The sequence below is a fragment of the Gammaproteobacteria bacterium genome (genome assembly GCA_035279405.1).
GTDB lineage: Bacteria > Pseudomonadota > Gammaproteobacteria > Natronospirales > REEB76 > REEB76.
Genome location: DATEHU010000059.1, coordinates 53,427 through 71,511, shown reverse-complemented (window position 1 = coordinate 71,511; position 18,085 = coordinate 53,427). Strand labels below are relative to the sequence as shown.

Genomic DNA, 18,085 nt, shown 5'->3' with positions numbered 1-18,085 from the left:
CCTATAACGCCAGCAGGCAGCCCATTTCGAAACGATGCACAAGCAGCGGATGCGTCGGATACAGGCGCACGGAGAGATGCATCAGCCCGCTGGTCTCGGGTGTCAGCTCCAGCGTGTAGAGCGTGGCTTGCCCTTCAGTGGCCGTCGGCGTGAAGGCGAGTGTTGATGCGCTGCCGTTGTCGGAATTTTCCACGCGGCAGTCCATGTACACGTCGGCGGTAGTGAGCTCGCCCAGGTTTGCCATGACCGACAGGGTCAGGTGTTCGCCCAGATGCAGCCGCGCCGGTGGCGGCTGCTGCCAGTGTGCGTTCACCTGCGGCCAGCGAGCGCGAATCGTTTGTTTCCAGGCGGCGAGTGTGCGCGCCGCATTGGCGTTCTGGTCCGCGAGCTTGCGTCCGTGGCGCAAGGCCGGCAGGTAAAAGCGCTGCAGGTAGTCCAGCAGCATTCGCCGCATGCTGTAATGCGGCAGCACGCTTTCCATCGAGTGTTTGGAAATCTTGATCCATTTGGTCGGCAAGCCGTCGGCGTCGCGCCGGAAATACAGCGGCAGCACTTCCTGTTCCAGCAGATCGAGCAGATCCTCGGCTTCCACGCGGTTGCGCTGCTCCGCGTCGAGCGCCGGGTCGTGCATCGGGATGGCCCAGCCGTTGGCGCCGTCGTAGCCTTCTTCCCACCAGCCGTCCAGCATGCTCAGGTTGATGCCGCCGTTGATGGCGACCTTCTGGCCGGAGGTACCGCTGGCTTCCTGCTGGTACGCGGGAGTGTTGAGCCACAGGTCCACGCCCGTGACCAGCTTGCGCTCGAGCGCGATATCGTGGCCTTCGAGGAAAAACACTTTGCCCGCGAATTCCGGCTGCTGCGTGTAACGGTTGATTTCCCGGATAATCTGCTGCCCGGGCTGGTCCTGCGGGTGTGCCTTGCCGGAGAACAGCACGATGACCGGCTGTTCGCGGTTGTTCAGCAGCTTGGCCAGGCGCTGTGGGTCGTGGAACAGGAGCAGTGCGCGCTTGTAGGTGGCGAAGCGGCGTGCGAAACCGATCACCAGGGCGTCCACGCGGCTGTCATCCAGGCCCTCCAGCATCTGCTCGGCGCGCAGGCGGCCCACGCTGTTGCGCTGCAACTGACGTTGCAGGATCCCGCGGGCACTCGCCAGCAGTTCGCGTTTGAGCGTCTGGCGCAGTTTCCAGAAGCGCGCATCGGGGATTTTAGCCAACACCTGTTGCCAGTATTCGGCATCGGCGATGTGTTCGCGCCAGTCGGGGTGTTGTTCATCGAAAAATGATGCCCAGCGGCGCGCCAGAAAGGTGCGCGCATGCACGCCGTTGGTGACGTAATCCATGGGATTGTCTTGCGGTGGCACCTGCGGCCAGACATGACCCTCCATGTGTGCGGCCACCTTGCGATGCACGCGGCTTACGCCGTTGTGCCAGCGCGAGCCACGTAGTGCCAACGCGGTCATGTTGAAGTTGTCCGGGCGGGAGGGTGTAGCACCCAGGGCCATGAGTTCGTCGAAGGAAATGCGCAGTTCACCGGCGTAAGCCTTGAAATGCGTCAGCATCAACTCGCGATTGAACACGTCATGCCCCGCGGCTACCGGCGTGTGCGTGGTGAACAGCGTGGCGGAAGCCGTGAGCTCGAGTGCCGTGGCGAAATCCAGGCCGGCGGACTGCAAGTGCTCGCGACAGCGCTCCAGCACCGAAAATGCCGCGTGTCCCTCGTTGATATGCCAAACCGCCGGATGGATGTTGAGAGCGCCCAGCGCCCGCACTCCGCCGATGCCGAGCACGATTTCCTGCGTGATGCGCGTACTGGCGTCACCGCCATACAGCTGGTAGGTGATGGACCGGTCCTGCGCGGTGTTTTCCGGCAGGTCCGAGTCGAGCAGGAACAGGCGCACGTTGCCGATCGCCAGTTCCCACACCAGCAGCGCCACGCGCCGGTCCGCGATCGCGACCTGCACCTTGATTTGGGAGCCGGCGGCATCCAGTGCCGGCCGCACCGGCAGGTCTTCAATGGGAACCGGATGGTAATGCGCCTGCTGCTCACCGGCGGCGTTGATGGTCTGGGTGAAATAGCCGAGCCGATACATCAAGCCGATGGCAACGAACGGCAGGCCGGAATCGCTGGCCGCCTTGCAGTAGTCGCCGGCCAGCACGCCGAGCCCCCCGGAATACAAAGGCAGACTCTCGTGCAAGCCATACTCCATGCAGAAGTACGCCACGGTTTGCTGGTCCATGGGCCGTACTTCGGCGTCGGGGAAGTCACCTTTTTGTTTCAGGTAGCGGTCAAAGCGTGCCAGCACCTCGGCGTACTGGTGCAGGAACGCCGGGTCACGGGCCAGTTGGTCGAGGCGTACCTGCGACAGGCGCCGCAGGAATACCTTGGGGTTGTGGTTGCAACTGTCCCACAGCTCGGCATCCATGAAATAGAACAGGTCGCGGATGCGGCGGTCCCAGCTGAACATGAGGTTTTCGGCCAGGTCCGCGAGACGCGCCAGTGGGGCTGGCAGGGCGGGGATGACTTCGATCGTGTGGCGGTTTTCAGGCACAGCCTGGCCCGGGGACCTTTAGGGAACGGTTGCGGGCCGCGCCGGTGAGCTTGTTTGAGGATGTGGCGAGCAATTTGAGCAGAGTTAATCGTGAGACTGATAAAAGAAGGCGGATACCCAGTGTGGTGAATGCCGGAACAATCCAATGACCACGACAATTATGAAACTTGCGCTGCGTGTATTCAAGTCTGCGTCATCCGCAGAGACCGTGCGCCTCAGTTCCGCGACCGACGCAGCTCAGTGCGAAACCTCTTCGAGCCGCCTTCCGCTGGTGCGCGGACCGGCGAGCGCGATCAATCCGGCGATCAGGCCGGTCACGCCGATGCCGAGGAATCCGGTGAAAAACGACAGCGCGCCCACCGCCGTTGGCAACAGCAGTGCGCCCACCGCGCCGCCGCAGTGGCCGATGCCGTCGGAGAGCGAGAAGCCGCTCGCGCGTGCGCGCGTCGGGAAGAGTTCCGCGGTGTAGGTGTAGGCCACCTGCAGATACAGGCCGAGCGCGAGCGAGGCCACAAACGAGCCGACAATCAACACCACCTCGCCGGCTTTGGTGCCGATCAGCAGCATGCCGATCAGCCACACGATGGTGGAGCCGAAGATCAGCAGGCGCCGCTCCACGCGGTCGGCGATGAACGCCATGATGAGCGCGCCCACCGGGTAGCCGATGGCGCCGACGCCGAGGAACAGGATGGAACTCCCGACCGCGAAGCCGTGCGCCGCGATGAGCGACGCGGCGTCACCCAGAAATCCGTAGTTGCCGATGTACCAGAAGAACCACATCGCGGCGAGCAGCGCGAGCCGTGAGCCGTAGGGCGGAGCGAACAGCGCGCGGAACGGGAAGGCGTGGCGCGTGTCGGACACTTCCGTGAGGCGCGGCTCGGGAAGCGTAATGCCTTTCGCGGCAGCGCCGGCTTCCATGCGGCGCACCACCGCGTCGGCCTCGGCCACGCGCCCGTGCAGCGCCAGCCAGCGCGGGGATTCCGGCAATTGAGCGCGCGCAATCACGCCGATGGATGCGATCAGGCCGCCGATGATGAACATGAGCCGCCAGCCGAAACTGAAATTCGGCACCAGCGCAAGCGCCACGAACGGCGTCACCGCCTGGCCGAGGATGCCGACGAGAAACGTGAGTGTGGAAATGCGACCGCGCTTGCTTGCCGGCGCCAGCTCGCCGATGTAGGTGGACACGAGATTCAGATCGGCGCCCACGCCGATGCCGGTCACGAAGCGCCAGATGGAGAGCGTCACGATGCCGGTCGCGGTGGCATCCAGGAACGAGCCGATGGCGGTGATCGTGAGCGTCACAATCAGCGTGCGGTAGCGGCCCACGCGATCGGCAATTGCGCCGATCACGATCGAACCGATCACGTAGCCGACCAGGCCAAGCGCGAGCGCGACGAACAGCGTTTCCGAACCGGTGAGTTCGAACTGCTCCGCGATGGCCGGCATCGCATAGCCGATGTCGGCGATGTCGAAGAAGGTGAAAAAATATCCGATGCCGATGACCACCAGATACCAGCGCGGTAGCGTCCATACGGGGATGCGGTCCTGGCGCGCAAGCACTTGCGCTGCGGTCATCACGCCGGAGGAGGGCAGCGTTGCATCCATGCCCGATGATTTATTGGTGTTGTTCATGGGCTTTCGACCAGTGCGCACGCGGGCACGTGCGGTGCGGCATCATAAGGCGCCGATAAGCTGTTGCGCTACCGCCGTACTTTCATGCGGGCACCGCTCGCATCGGCCCGAACGCCCCGACATGGGCGGGAAGCGGAGCTTTACGCGGGTGCATCAGGGATGTGGGCCCCGGATAGCATAAGAATTCCCCTTAAGCTGCCAAACGAGAACCAGAAGCGAAAACGGCGTACTCCAGGCCGCAATGCTTGCTCGGGCGTCTGCGTCGAGATTGGTGATTTGGTTCAGAGGTGTTCGGGTTTCAGGCCGGTGTGCTTTGAGATTCTCGCCAACATGCGTGGTCCGATTTCGTCGCGGTTGTGAAATGGGAAAACGTAATCCGGCCAGCCCTCGCGTTTGAGCGTGCGATGAGAACCACGCTGCCGTTTGATCTGCCAACCGATACGCAGCAAGGCGGCCAATACCTGGTTAGCCCGCGTGGCCGGCTATACGCTCATGCCGTTGCAAAGAGCTTCGCAACCGTTTCATCGGCAGCCTGCGGCAGACGTTCACCGTGTTCCAGCCGTTCCGCTAGAACGTGCAAGGCCAAAGCTTCCGCTTTGCGGCGGGCCTCGTCGCGGTCGCTCCCATAAGCCATCACGCCGGGCAGCGGTGGAATCTCCGCCAGCCAGCGGCCATCGGTTTCGCGTTCGAAATCTATTTGAAACATGTCTCTGTCCTCTGCAGTTAGCGGATTATCGCTTACCCCAGGGCGTGATGAAAGCGGGAATCCTGGTACATAACAGCAACTTCCCGTAAATGGCGCCAGAATAAGGGTGAGCACGAGGTTCTGCGCAAACACAGGTTGCTTCCGCCCGAGCGCCGCCGCAGGGAAGCGGCGGCAGGTCAGCCTACCAAGGATGGTTCAGTGAGCATGACGCGTTTAGTTTATTTGGTGCCCGGAGAGGGTGAGGGCCGTGTTTTGATGCGAGCACCGCTCGCATCGGCCCGAACGCCCCGACATGGATGTCGGGGCTGGACTTCGCGCCAGGGGCGAGAAGCGAAGCTTCGAGCGCCCGCACAGGAAGTGCGGGCTGGCTGGCGTGCCAGGGAGGGCTTGGTCGTACGCGGCGTCGATATGATCAATTGGTGCCCGGAGAGGGAGTCGAACCCACACATCTTTAAGGGATACGGGATTTTGAGTCCCGCGCGTCTACCAGTTCCGCCATCCGGGCCAGGGGCGCGCGGCACGGGCCGCGCAAAGGCGCACAGTATAGGGAAATCTTCCCGGGGCCGGAACATTTTTCTGCATGAGTTGCGACTTATTGGCCCGCCCGCGCATCCTAGTATCCATGAGCGGCTCGTTTAATCAGGCGGTGGAGGCCGGAATCCTGGCGCGTGCCTGCGCCGGTGAGCGCGCCGCCCAAGCGCGCCTTTATGAGCAATTCGCCACGGCGGTGTACACGCTCGCCAGCCGGCTGCTGGTAAAGCCCGAACTGGCCGAGGATGCAATGCAGGATACGTTCGTGGAAGTGATGCGCGGTCTGCCGGCCTTCCGCGGCGAGGCGCCGGTGGGCATGTGGATCCGGCGCATCGCGGTGAACCGCTGTCTCATGCAGTTGCGCTCGCCCTGGCTGCGCTACCGCGCGGCGATGCCGCAGGAAGCCGAAGCGCTGCGCCAGGACGACAGCGGCCGCTGGCAGGACGTGCTGGATATGGAACGCGCGCTGGAAGAATTGCCGCAGGCCGCGCGCGCGGTGGTATGGCTGCATGACGTCGAAGGCTACACCCACGACGAGATCGCCCAGTGCATGCGCGCCACACCGAGTTTTTCGAAATCCCAGCTCGCGCGCGCCTATGCGCGCATGCGGCGCTGGGCCGACCTGGAGACGGATGCAAAGCTATGCACGCCAGTGCTGAACAACTGATTGCGCTGCGCGACGGCCAACCGCTCGCCGCCGAAGCGGTGGCGCACGTGCGTGGCTGTGCCGAGTGCGGGCAGGCGCTGCTGCGCTTGTCGGACTGGCGGCAACGCTTGCGCACACTGCCGGCGTTTGAGGCGCCGGAAAACGGCTGGGCTCGGGTAGCTGAACGTCTCGACCAGCCTGCCGGCACAAACCGGGCACGCTGGTTGCCGGTGGCCGGGATCGGCCTCGCGGCCTCACTGGCCGCGGCAGTGGTCCTGGTGGCCTGGCATCCGTGGCCCGCGGAGAACCGCAGCGCCGCGGTGACTGCCGGCGCCGTTGTGGATGCGGCACGTCTGGCGCAACTTCAGGCGCAGTCGCGCTATCTCGAAAACGCGGTGCAGTTCATGAATGCGGACCGCCATCCGAGCATCGTGAATGTCGGCAGCGCCGCCACCGTGGCCGCGCTCGAAGACCGCATCGCGCTGGTGGATTACGCGATCAACAGCACGGCAGCCCGGCCGCAGACCGGAGGGCAGTTGACGCAACTCTGGCAGCAACGCGTGGATTTGATGCAGTCGCTGGTGGCGGTGCGCTACGCACAGGCCTCGGCGGTGACCTGGAATCAATGAACTCATATCGAGGTGTTCCATGAAAATCCTGTTAACCATTGGTTGTGCGCTGGCATTCGCCCCGGCTTTCTCCGTGTATGCGCAGACGAGCGCTGCACCGCAAGCGCAAACGGCCGCACCTACGCAGGCGGCGCAGCGACAGCGCGACCAGCAGAAGCTGCAGCAGGATCAGGAGAAACTCAGACGGGATCAGCAGGCGTTACCGCATAACCAGTCGGTCATCGATCAGGATCTGCAATGGCTGGAACAGGATCAGCGCATGGCGGAGCACGATCAACGGATGGCCGAGCAAAACCAGCAATCCGCGGAACTCGGCCAGCAGCAGTTGGAAAAGCAGATGCAGCAGGCGCGCCACGAGATGGAGCAGGCGGCGCAACGCATGGCGCAGTTGAGCCTGCAGATGCAGGGGCCGATGATGTCGCGCATGTCGCGCATGTTTGATCCTAATCGCGCGGTCCTGGGGGTCAGCATCGCGGAGAATCGCGATGCGAAAGACGCCCGGGGCGTGCGCGTGCTCGCCGTCACACCCGGCGGGCCGGCCGACCAGGCCGGTCTGCAGGCCGGCGACACCCTCACCGTAATCAATGGCACGGCGTTGCGCGCGGGTGCCAAGCAATCCGCGGCCGATGAACTCATGGATTTCATGGACAAGGTTAAACCCGGCGACGCACTCAAGCTCGGCTTCATGCGCAATGGCAAGGCGCACAGCGTTAGCCTGAAGGCCGGCAAATTGTCCGATTACAGTTTTGCTTTTGCCGTGCCTTCGCCGCCGCCCGTGCCCCCGGTCCCGCCGGTGCCCCCGGTTCCACCCCTGCAGCCGGAGAATCTGCGTGCGCTGTTCCCGCCGGGCGTGTGGGGCGCGTGGGGCGACATGCAACTGACGCAACTCACCCCCGGCCTTGGCCAGTATTTCGGCACCGACAAGGGTTTGCTGGTGGTGCGTGCGCCGCGCGATGCAGCGCTCAAGCTCAAGGATGGCGATGTGATTCTGAAGATCGGCGATCGCACGCCTGCCACCCCTGCGGAAGCCATGCGTATTCTCTACTCCTACGCACCCGGAGAGCCGCTCAAGCTGGGCATCCTGCGCAAGGGCAAACCGTTGACGCTCGACGTTATCGCACCCAAAGCCCCGGGCCAGATCGGCGTCTATCGGCCGATGCATTTTTACTTGCGCTAAACCGTACACCGGCCGGATCGGGAACGAAATCTCCGGGTTTGCTACGCTGTGCCGCCTATGCGGCGGCAAGATTTTCATTACGAACTTCCTCCCGAGCTGATCGCGCAGCACCCGTTGGCGGAGCGTACCGCCAGCCGGCTGCTGGTGCTGGACGGGGCGAGCGGTCAGTACACCGACCACATGTTCCGCGAGCTGCCGAAGCTGCTGCGGCCCGAAGACCTGCTGGTGTTCAACGACACGCGGGTGATTCCGGCCCGGCTCTTCGGCCGCAAACCCGGCGGCGGCAAGCTGGAACTGCTGATCGAGCGCATCCTGGATGCGCACACCGCGCTCGCGCAGGCGCGATCCAGCAAGCCGCTGCGCATCGGCATGCAAGTGCGTATTGAGGACGCGACCGATGCTCGGGTCGTTGGCTGCGACGGAGAGTTCTTCCGGGTGGAGTTTTCGGAAGTCACGCTGCCAGAATTCCTGTATCAGCACGGTCATGTGCCGCTACCGCCCTACATCCGGCATGACGACGGCGCCGAGGACCGTGCGCGTTACCAGACGGTGTACGCGCGCGTTCCGGGCGCGGTGGCCGCGCCCACCGCGGGCCTGCATTTCGATCAGGCGCTGCTGGGCAAAATTGCAGACAGCGGCGTGCGGCGCGAGTTCGTGACGCTGCACGTGGGTGCCGGTACATTCCAGCCGGTGCGCGAGGAGGACGTTCTTCAGCACCACATGCACAGCGAACAGGCGTTTGTGTCGCAAGCGGTGTGCGATGCAGTTGCGGAGACCCGCCGGCGCGGCGGACGAGTGGTGGCCGTGGGGACTACGGCGGTGCGGAGCCTTGAAGCCGCCGCCGCAGTCGGTGTCCTCAAGCCTTTCACCGGGGAGACCTCACTCTATATATATCCCGGTTACCGGTTCCAGGTAGTGGATGCGCTCATCACCAACTTCCACCTGCCCGAGTCCACGCTGCTGATGCTGGTGAGCGCCTTTGCCGGCCGCGAACACGTGCTGGCCGCCTACCGCCATGCCGTCGAACAGCGCTACCGGTTTTTCAGTTATGGCGACGCGATGTTTGTGACGCCCATGCCGGGGGCGCTGACGGAGCGCAGTTGAGCGGCCTGTGGCACTATTTCTCGTCATTCCGGCGAAGGCCGAAATCCAGTCTTATATCGAGCGGCCTACGGCCGCATGTATTTTTTAAGAGCGGGTTCCCGCACCCGCGGGCGGGGCACTTTCGTTTCGGCGAAAGTGCCCAAACCCATTCCCCCGGAGCGCGGGTCGCGGAAACCGCGACTGCCCTGTGCGCTTCCTTCGCTGTGGAGTCCCGCCGACAGGCCATCCATGGCCTGACGGCGGGAGCGCGAACATCCTGTTCGTGCCCCTTCGGGCTAACCTTGCTCAGTCCAGTGCTCGGCTCGCGCTACGGGTATTTAGAGCAAGACACCGGCACCAGGCGCTTTTTGCTCTTCGTAAACCCGTGGAGTCCGCCGAGTCTCGCAGCCCTGTGAGGGCGAGAAGCGCAGCTTCGAGCGCCCGCCCTTTGGGCGGGGTGAAGTCAGGATGACGAACCGGTGCAGCGGGCCAGGTGGCCCGTCTGCACCGCCCCGAGCCGGGCGAGAAACGAGGGCACGCGGCTGAAACCGAATGGTCGTCCATTCGGTTTCAGACAAGCGCGGAATCCCCGGGGCGACTTCCTTTGGGTACTTTCCTTGTTCGTACAAGGAAAGTACCTCGTAGTAGGGGCGCGAAAGCCCCGCCTAATTTAAACTCTCCGAATGAAATTTGACTTGTTGCACACGGACGGCGCCGCGCGCCGCGGGCGCATGACGTTTGACCGCGGGACGGTCGAAACCCCCGCCTTCATGCCGGTGGGCACCTACGGCACGGTGAAGGCGATGACACCCGAGGAGCTGCGCGAGGTGGGCGCGGAGATCATTCTCGGCAACACCTTTCATCTGATGCTGCGGCCAGGCACGGAAATCGTCCGTGCCCACGGCGGTTTGCACGAGTTCATGCACTGGTCTGGGCCGATCCTTACTGACTCCGGCGGTTTCCAGGTATTTAGCTTGGCGGAGTTGCGCAAGGTCACGGAGGAGGGTGTGAGTTTCCAGTCGCCGGTGAACGGCGACACGGTGTTCCTGAGTCCCGAAGATTCCATCCGCGTGCAGCACGAGTTGGATGCGGACATCATCATGGTGTTCGACGAGTGCACTCCCTACCCGGCGAGTGAGGCTGAGGTCCGTGAGTCCATGGAGCTTTCGTTGCGCTGGGCGCGCCGCTGCAAGACGGCGCACCGCGATCATCCGGCCGCGCTGTTCGGCATTGTGCAGGGCGGCGTGTTCCCGGAGCTGCGGCGCGCCTCGCTGGCGGAACTGAAGGACATCGGCTTCGACGGCTATGCGCTCGGCGGTCTGGCCGTCGGCGAGAGCGAGTCCGAACGCCTCGCGGTGCTGGACCTGTTAGCAGGGGAACTGCCGGCCCAACGGCCGCGCTATCTGATGGGTGTGGGTACGCCCGAGGATCTGGTCAAGGCCGTGGCCCGCGGTATGGACATGTTCGATTGCGTGCTGCCCACGCGCAACGCCCGCAACGGCCATCTGTTCACGCGCCACGGGGTGCTGCGCATCCGCAACAGCGAGCACCAGGCGGACACCCGGCCCATTGACGAAAGCTGCGGCTGCTATACGTGTCGGCACTACAGCCGCGCGTATCTGCGCCATCTGGACAAGTGCGGCGAGATTCTGGCGCCGCGCCTCATGACCCTGCACAACCTTTATTACTATCAGTGGCTCATGGCCGAGATGCGTGCGGCGCTTGATGCCGGGCGATTTGGTGCATTTGCCGTGGATTTCCTCGCCAACGCGCAGCAAATCCCTGTGTCTATGCCATAATGCGCGCCGCCGCGGCGGACCCCACTGGGCGGCCGCCCGGCGGATTTACCCGCTGTTTCAAAACCCGAATCCAGGATTGCCCATGAGCTTCTTCATATCAAACGCCTACGCCGCCGGCGCACCGGCGCCGCAGCAGGGTGGCGGCGAATACATCACCATCATCATCTTTGTCGTGCTGATCGCGTTCTTCTGGTTTTTCCTGATCCGACCGCAGCAAAAGCGCCAGAAGGACCATCAGAAGATGCTGTCCGCCATCGGCAAGGGTGACGAGGTGATAACCAGCGGGGGAGTGCTCGGGCGGGTTACGGAACTCGGCGATCAGTTCATGACGCTGCAAGTCGCCAAGGGCGTGGAATTGCGCATCCAGCGCCAATCCGTGACCGCGGTCATGCCCAAGGGCACACTCAAGAATTTCTAAACTGCGGCCGATTCGCACATGCTTAACCGCTATCCAGTCTGGAAAAACATCCTTGTCATTCTGGTGACCGTGGCGGGCATCCTGATCGCGCTGCCGAATCTTTACGGCGACGATCCGGCGGTGCAGGTTTCGCAGAACAACGGAACGGTCACCGAGGCCACGACCACCCAAGTGGAGCAGGCACTGGACGCGGCCAAGCTGCCGTACACGTCGGCGGTGCTCGACGACAACCGGCTGCTGGTGCGTTTCGATACCCCCGACACCCAATTGCAGGCACTGGACACGATTACCAAGGCGCTGGGCAATCAGTACTCGGTAGCCCTGAATCTGGCGCCGCGCACACCGGCATGGATGCGCGTGCTGGGTTTGAGACCCATGGCCAAGGGCCTGGACCTGCAAGGCGGCGTGCACTTTCAGATGCTGGTGGATTTGAATGCCGCGATTCAGACCAAGCTGCAGCGTGACGCCGCCGACATCCGCAGTACCATGCGCCAACAGTTGATTCGCTATGAGGACGTGGCGCTTACCGGGGAAAACATCAACATGCAGTTGCGCACGCCGGACGACGTGACGCGTGCCAAACAATTGCTGAGCAGCCAATTCCAGGAACTCGCCGTCACCACCGGCAGCCAGCCGAACACGTTGGTAGCGGTCATTGATCCCAAGCAGTTGCAGGCGCTGCGCCAGACCGCGGTCGAGCAGAACATGACCGTGCTGCGCAACCGCGTGAACCAGTTGGGTGTGGCCGATCCGGTGGTGCAGCAGCAGGGCGGCAACAGCATCGTGGTGGAACTGCCCGGCGTGCAGGACACCGCGCGCGCCAAGGAAATCCTCGGCGCTATCGCCACTATCGAATTCCGGCTGGTGGATCCGACGGCCAATCCGATGTTGGCGCAGCAGACCGGCCACGTTCCACTTGACGATCAACTGTTCAAGGACAAGGCCGGCAATCCGGTGCTGTTGCGGCGCGACGTGATCGTCACCGGCGACCAGCTGGTGGATGCCTCGTCAGGTTTTGATCAACAGAATGGTTTGCCGGACGTCAACGTGTCGCTGAATTCCGCCGGCGCCAGCAAGATGGGCGATGTGACGCGCGAGAACCTCGGCAAACCCATGGCGGTGCTGTACATCGAAACCAAGACCGAGAGCACCACTGTCAACGGCAAGACCGTGCCGGTACACAAGAAGACCTACACGGTCATCAACGTGGCCACCATCCAGGGCATCTTCAGCGGGCGTTTCCAGATCACCGGCCTGCAGCAGCAGGAAGCGCAGAACCTGGCCTTGCTGCTGCGTGCGGGTTCGCTCGCGGCGCCCATGGACATTGTGCAGGAGCGCACGGTCGGCCCGAGTCTCGGTCAGGAAAACATCCGCCAGGGTTTCCATGCCGCGCTGCTGGGCTTCCTGCTGGTGGTGATCTTCATCGGCCTGTACTACAAGACTTTCGGCGTGATCGCCGACCTCGCGGTGATCATGAATCTGGTGCTGACTGTGGCACTGTTATCGCTGATTCAGGCAACCCTGACATTGCCCGGCATCGCCGGCATCGCCTTGACGCTCGGCATGGGCGTGGACGCCAACGTGCTGATCAACGAGCACATCCGTGAAGAGGTGCGCGCGGGCAACACGCCGCAGGCCGCGATTCATGCCGGTTACAAGCGCGCCTTCGCCACCATCGTGGACGCGCACGTCACTACGCTCACCGCCGCGGTCATGCTGTTCCTGTTCGGCGCCGGTCCGGTCAAGGGCTTTGCCGTGACCCTGTCGCTCGGCATTCTCACCTCGCTGTTCACCGCCATCATGGGCACGCGTTCCATCGTCAACTGGATTTACGGCGGCCGCAACCTCAGCAAGCTGCCGGTGTAGGGGCGCGCCATGGAATTTTTCCACAACGTTCCGCACATCAACTTCCTGGGGCTGCGCAAGTTCACGTTTGCGTATTCCATCATCGTGCTCATCATCGCGGTGGTGTCGCTGTCCATCCACGGCCTGAATTTCGCGGTGGATTTCACCGGCGGCGTCACCGTGCAGGTCAGCTATCCGCAGACCGCCAATCTGCAGCAGATCCGCGGCACGCTCTCCGCGGCCGGCTACAAGGACGCCATCGCGCAGAGCTACGGCACGCCGCGCGAGGTTCTGATCCGCCTGCAACCCAAGAAGGGCGTATCCGGCAAGGACACCGGCAACGCGGTCATGGCGCTGCTGCAGAAGGACGTACCGCAGGTGCGTCTGGAGCAGGTGAACTTCGTCGGCCCCGAAGTGGGACGCGATCTGGCCACCAAGGGCACGCTGGCGTTCGTCCTCACGCTCGTCGGTATCCTGCTTTACATCATCTTCCGGTTCGAATGGCGGCTCGCCGTCGGCGGCGTGCTCGCCACGCTGCACGACGTGGTGTTCGTGGTGGGGTTTTTCTCGGTGTTTCATCTGGAATTCGATCTGAACGTGCTGGCCGCGGTGCTCGCCGTCATGGGCTATTCGGTGAACGATACCGTGGTGGTCTTCGACCGCATCCGCGAGGACTTCCGCATCATGCGCAAGGGCACGCCCATCGAGATCATCAACCTCGCCGTCAACCAGACGCTGTCGCGTACCATCATCACCTCGGGCACCACGCTGCTGGTGGTGATCGCGCTGCTGATCCTCGGCGGCCCGGTGCTGCACGGTTTCTCCGTGGCGCTGCTGGTCGGCATCATCGTCGGTACCTATTCCTCGATCTACATCGCGAGCGCCATCGCGCTGGTATTGGGTGTGAGCAAGAAGGATCTGATGGTCAGGGTTAAGGAAGAAAAACACGTGGATGACATGCCGTAAGCAAGGTTTTGTATTCCAAAAATACAAAAGGCGCTGTTGGCGCCTTTTCTGTTTTTGAAATACCCATTGTCCGCTCTCTCCCTTGTGGGAGAGGTTAGGGTGAGGGGGCTTTCTTGGCGTCCTTTCTCTTGGGGGAGCGGTTAAGGTAAGTGGGCTTGCGTCATTCCGGCGAATGCCGGAATCCAGATCTTGAATGGGAAGGCGCCCTGGCGGCGCCTTCACTTTTTGTGCGGCTTCGCCGCGTGAATAGAAAGCGGGGTTTCGCCCCCGCACGACGAGCCTATTTTCTTTGCTCGTCCAAATAAAATAGGCGAAAAGAAAGGACGCCCCCGGATGCCGACCCTTCGGGCTGCCCTGTGCGTGCTGCCGGCCGGGCTGCAAGCAGCCCAGCGTTCGGCGGAGCGAAGCAGTGCTTCGCTTTCTTCCGCCTCACCCCTCGCTCGGGGCTTCGCAGACGGCACATCCCTGTGCCGCTGCGAAATCTCGCCATCCTGGCTTCGCCCGTGCTGCGCACGGCCTCTTTCCTGCGCTCCGCTCCTGCTTCGCTTGGAAACTGGGCACGCCATCCCTGGCATGCCCGCTCGATGCTTCGCATCTCGCCCTCGCTCAGTCCAGTGCTCGGCGGCATCCAAGGGGTATTTACAAGATCGACAAATTAACCCGTGCGCAATTGATATCTGATCAGAAATGGCTAGCCTCTTCCTCTTTGTGGCCGCATAGATCGACAAAAAATCACTAGGAGCTCCAGTCAATTTCGTGCACACATTGAAAATTTGGAACTTGCTGGTCTGCCGTGCCTCTAATAACTGGAAGCCGCATTCACCGTGCTGCAACTTGTCTCCATCTTTTAGTCAAGTCAGCTGTGGCTGGCTGCGGCGTAGCCTCGAACAGTCATGAGGAGGATCGCAGTATGGACATTAAACCCGAACAAATTGCCGCAGCCAGAGCGTCAAAGCGCAATGACCTGCATATGGAGATGCGCAAAGTCGTGGCGCTGGAGTTGATTGCCGATACCCTTGAGGCCATCCGGCTGGATATTGCAGACGTGATCAATTCCAAAACAGCGGATGCCAAATTGATCCGTCGCAGCGGTACTTGAAGGCAGAGCTCCCGGTAATGCCGCTTTTCGCTGGATGTCCAGACGGGATTTTCGGATCTTGTCGCTAGCGAGTAGTCAGTAACTGTTTGAATTCTTCCGCCATTGCCTTGAAGAGTTTTTCTCCGCCGACCAGGATGTCGCCGTCTTCCGGCACGCCCAGGGTGCCGTCGAAATGGCCCACCAGCCCGCCAGCTTCCTGAATTAACAAGACGCCGGCAGCGATATCCCAGGGTTTCAGGTCCATTTCCCAGAATCCATCGAGGCGGCCGGCGGCGACGTAGGCGAGGTCCTGCGCGGCCGAGCCGGCACGGCGCAGGCCCGCGGTCTGGCGCGCCATGACTTCGAACATGCGCATATACAGTTCGAGATTCTGGTTTTCACGGAAGGGAAAACCGGTGCCGATGAGCGCACCTTCGAGGGTTTTCTGCTGACTTACGCGGATGCGCTTGTCGTCGAGCTGCGCACCGCCGCCGCGGCTGGCGGTGAACAGTTCCTGGCGCATGGGATCGTACACCACGGCGTGTTCCAGCCGGCCGCGGTGTTTGACCGCAACGGAGACCGAGAATACCGGAAAGCCATGCAGGAAATTGGTGGTACCGTCGAGCGGATCAATGATCCACTGGAATTCGCTGTTGCCGGAGTGCGTGCCGCTTTCCTCGGCGAGAATCGCGTGATCCGGATGGGCCTTGCGGATGGTGTAGATAATTTCGTCTTCGGCCAGTCTGTCCACTTGGCTGACGAAGTCGTTGTGTTCCTTGGCCTTGACGACCAGCCGGTCCACGCGGCCGAGATGGCGCACGATGATGTCACCGGCTTTACGCGCGGCGGTGACCGCGATGTTCAACAAGGGATGCATGACAAACTCCGCAGGCGGCACAGCGGCCGGATTCTGGTTAAGAAGCGGCCCGAGGCGCAGGCCGAGGGGCCCCCTGCTTAATTTGGGGGATCGGCCCGCCGGTGGGACGCCGGCGAGCGCATCAAATCGCTTCGTGCAATCATCCACACAAGTGTTATGCAGGCACTGCGACGAGCGATGATCCATCTCGCCGCGGGCCGCGCGGGCGCGGCAGGGCGCGTAGAATAACAGAAGCCCACACGCCTCTCCATAAACATGCCGCGTCATATCCGTATCGTACTGGTGGAACCCAGCCATCCGGGCAACATCGGCGCCGCAGCGCGTGCCATGAAAACCATGTGCCTGGATGCGCTGGTGCTGGTGCGTCCTACACGCTTTCCGGATGCCGAAGCCAACGCGCGCGCTTCAGGTGCGCTCGATGTTTTGCGCCAGGCGCGCGTGGTGGATACGCTGGACGACGCGCTGCAGGGCTGCGCGCTGGTCGCGGGCACGAGTGCGCGGCGGCGTGACCTCGGTCCGCCGGCGATCACTCCGCGCGCGTGCGCGGCCAAGTTATGCGAAACCCCACCCGACACCGACGTTGCGCTGCTGTTCGGCCGCGAGCGCACCGGCCTGACGAACGAGGAACTTGAGCGTTGCCATTTCCTGGTGCACATTCCCGCGAACCCCGAATACAGTTCGCTCAATCTGGCCGCGGCGGTGCAGATCCTGGCCTATGAACTGCTGCTGGCGCGCGGAAGTGCGCCGGCGACCACGGATGACACGGCATCGCCCGCTAGCGCCGAGGAGATGGAGGGCCTGTACACGCATCTGGAGTCCGCCGCGATCGCAAGCGGCTTTCTCGATCCGCAGCAACCCAAGCAACTCATGCGCCGGCTGCGTCATCTGTACAATCGCGCACAGCCCGACCGGACCGAAATCAACATCCTGCGCGGTTTGCTCACCGCGCTGCAGCACGCGAAGCGCGGGTGAATGTCGGGGGCAGGTATAATGGCCGCTGAATCATGAGCATTTTTCTCGACCATAACGCCACCACACCGCTTGATCCGCGCGTGCTGGACGCCATGCTGCCGCTGTTGCGTGGTACGCACGGTAATCCCGCGAGCGTGCACCGCTTCGGGCGCGATGCGCGCGTGGCACTGGACCGGGCGCGTGCCCAGGTGGCGGCGCTGGTCAATGCCGAGCCGCCGCAGGTGGTTTTCACCGGCGGCGGCACCGAGGCCGACAATCTCGCGCTGCGCGGTGTATGCCATGGCACACCGCGCGGGTGCCTGCTGGTGAGCGCGATTGAGCACGCGGCGATTCAGGAAACGGCCGACACGCTGGCCAAGCAGGGCTGGCAGGTGGAGCGCATTCCGGTGGACAACGAGTGCCGCCTGGATCTGCGCGCCCTCGAAAAAGCGCTCGAAGGCGGCACACGTCTGGTGTCCGTCATGCTGGCCAACAACGAGACCGGCGCAATTCAGGACGTGCATGCCGCGGCCGGATTCGCGCACGCCCGCGCTGCGCTGTTGCACACCGATGCAATTCAGGCGGCCGGCAAGATGGCGGTGGATTTTGCGGCGCTGGGAGCTGACCTGATGGTGCTCTCGGCGCACAAGTTGAACGGCCCGCGCGGCGTGGGCGCGCTGATCCGCAACCGGCGCGTGGATCTTGCTCCGCAGATAACCGGCGGCGGCCAGGAACAGGGATTGCGCGGCGGCACCGAGGACCTCGCTGGCATCGTCGGCTTCGGTGCGGCGGCGGAGCTGGCGCGCCAGGAATTGGACGCGCGCATCCGGCAAATGCAAACGCTGCGCGAACAGCTGGAAGCGGGATTGAATCGACTACCCGGCGTGCGGATTTTCGCCGCACACGCGGAGCGCCTGCCGAATACCGTGCAATTCGGCATCGAGGGTTACGTCGGCGAATGGCTGGTGATGGAACTGGACCGGCGCGGCTTCGCAGTCTCAAGCGGGTCCGCCTGTCATAGCGCCAGCGGCCGCCCCAGCCATGTGCTGCTCGCCATGGGCTGCAATGAGATCGCAGCGCGCGGTGCGGTGCGCGTGAGCCTGGGCGCGGAGAACAGTGCAGACGACATTGACGCGCTGCTGGCGGCGCTTGGCGCGATCACGGCCCGACGCCGCGGGGCCGTAGCGCTGGCGTGA

Annotated in this window: 16 protein-coding genes and 1 tRNA gene; 11 read left to right on the top strand and 6 right to left on the bottom strand. The window is 63.2% G+C overall.

Annotated elements, in window-relative coordinates; all coding sequences use genetic code 11:
- Position 1: 1 nt before the first annotated feature.
- The 5 genes from glgP to VJR90_11640 all read right to left on the bottom strand — a co-directional run bounded on the left by glgP (position 2) and on the right by VJR90_11640 (position 5,394).
- Positions 2–2,548 carry an alpha-glucan family phosphorylase gene (glgP, locus tag VJR90_11660; GenBank protein HKV98127.1) on the bottom strand — a complete coding sequence of 849 codons (2,547 nt, stop codon included), beginning with the start codon at positions 2,546–2,548 and terminating at the stop codon, positions 2–4.
- Between the two features lie 237 nt (positions 2,549–2,785).
- Positions 2,786–4,183, bottom strand: a complete 1,398-nt coding sequence (locus VJR90_11655; GenBank protein ID HKV98126.1) for an MFS transporter — start codon at positions 4,181–4,183, stop codon at positions 2,786–2,788.
- Positions 4,184–4,464: 281 nt separating this feature from the next.
- On the bottom strand, positions 4,465–4,641 hold the full coding sequence (locus VJR90_11650) for a type II toxin-antitoxin system HicA family toxin (protein HKV98125.1): 177 nt from the start codon (positions 4,639–4,641) through the stop codon (positions 4,465–4,467).
- A 32-nt stretch (positions 4,642–4,673) separates the two neighbouring features.
- Positions 4,674–4,889, bottom strand: a complete 216-nt coding sequence (locus VJR90_11645; protein HKV98124.1) for a type II toxin-antitoxin system HicB family antitoxin — start codon at positions 4,887–4,889, stop codon at positions 4,674–4,676.
- A 417-nt stretch (positions 4,890–5,306) separates the two neighbouring features.
- A tRNA-Leu gene (locus VJR90_11640) sits at positions 5,307–5,394 on the bottom strand.
- 117 nt (positions 5,395–5,511) lie between these two features.
- Between VJR90_11640 and VJR90_11635 the strand changes: the two genes are divergently transcribed.
- The 9 genes from VJR90_11635 (at position 5,512) to VJR90_11595 (ending at position 15,082) form a co-directional block, all read left to right on the top strand.
- A complete protein-coding gene (locus VJR90_11635; GenBank protein HKV98123.1) occupies positions 5,512–6,087 on the top strand; it encodes a sigma-70 family RNA polymerase sigma factor in 576 nt (191 codons plus the stop codon).
- Complete coding sequence (locus VJR90_11630; GenBank protein ID HKV98122.1) at positions 6,063–6,695, top strand: hypothetical protein; 633 nt, start codon at positions 6,063–6,065, stop codon at positions 6,693–6,695. The genes VJR90_11635 and VJR90_11630 overlap by 25 nt, the downstream gene beginning before the upstream one ends.
- A gap of 19 nt (positions 6,696–6,714) precedes the next feature.
- Positions 6,715–7,872, top strand: a complete 1,158-nt coding sequence (locus VJR90_11625) for a PDZ domain-containing protein (GenBank protein HKV98121.1) — start codon at positions 6,715–6,717, stop codon at positions 7,870–7,872.
- Positions 7,873–7,929: 57 nt separating this feature from the next.
- Entirely contained in the window at positions 7,930–8,976 is a 1,047-nt protein-coding gene (gene queA / locus VJR90_11620) for a tRNA preQ1(34) S-adenosylmethionine ribosyltransferase-isomerase QueA (GenBank protein HKV98120.1), read from the top strand.
- A 662-nt stretch (positions 8,977–9,638) separates the two neighbouring features.
- Positions 9,639–10,754 carry a tRNA guanosine(34) transglycosylase Tgt gene (tgt, locus tag VJR90_11615; protein HKV98119.1) on the top strand — a complete coding sequence of 372 codons (1,116 nt, stop codon included), beginning with the start codon at positions 9,639–9,641 and terminating at the stop codon, positions 10,752–10,754.
- An 82-nt stretch (positions 10,755–10,836) separates the two neighbouring features.
- A complete protein-coding gene (gene yajC, locus VJR90_11610) occupies positions 10,837–11,172 on the top strand; it encodes a preprotein translocase subunit YajC (GenBank protein HKV98118.1) in 336 nt (111 codons plus the stop codon).
- A gap of 18 nt (positions 11,173–11,190) precedes the next feature.
- Positions 11,191–13,038 (top strand): protein translocase subunit SecD, encoded by a 1,848-nt coding sequence (gene secD / locus VJR90_11605; protein HKV98117.1) that lies wholly within the window; start codon positions 11,191–11,193, stop codon positions 13,036–13,038.
- Between the two features lie 9 nt (positions 13,039–13,047).
- The gene (gene secF, locus VJR90_11600) at positions 13,048–13,983 is read left to right on the top strand and encodes a protein translocase subunit SecF (GenBank protein HKV98116.1); all 936 of its coding nucleotides are present in this window, start codon (positions 13,048–13,050) and stop codon (positions 13,981–13,983) included.
- 910 nt (positions 13,984–14,893) lie between these two features.
- Positions 14,894–15,082, top strand: coding sequence for a hypothetical protein (locus tag VJR90_11595; protein HKV98115.1), 189 nt, complete (start codon positions 14,894–14,896; stop codon positions 15,080–15,082).
- 64 nt (positions 15,083–15,146) lie between these two features.
- Here VJR90_11595 and VJR90_11590 read toward each other — a convergent pair whose 3' ends face one another.
- Positions 15,147–15,938, bottom strand: coding sequence for an inositol monophosphatase family protein (locus VJR90_11590; protein HKV98114.1), 792 nt, complete (start codon positions 15,936–15,938; stop codon positions 15,147–15,149).
- Between the two features lie 255 nt (positions 15,939–16,193).
- On the opposite strand from VJR90_11590, the gene VJR90_11585 reads away from it, so the two are divergent.
- Together VJR90_11585 and VJR90_11580 are read left to right on the top strand one after the other, a co-directional pair.
- A complete protein-coding gene (locus tag VJR90_11585) occupies positions 16,194–16,910 on the top strand; it encodes an RNA methyltransferase (protein ID HKV98113.1) in 717 nt (238 codons plus the stop codon).
- 32 nt (positions 16,911–16,942) lie between these two features.
- Positions 16,943–18,085 (top strand): cysteine desulfurase family protein, encoded by a 1,143-nt coding sequence (locus tag VJR90_11580; protein HKV98112.1) that lies wholly within the window; start codon positions 16,943–16,945, stop codon positions 18,083–18,085.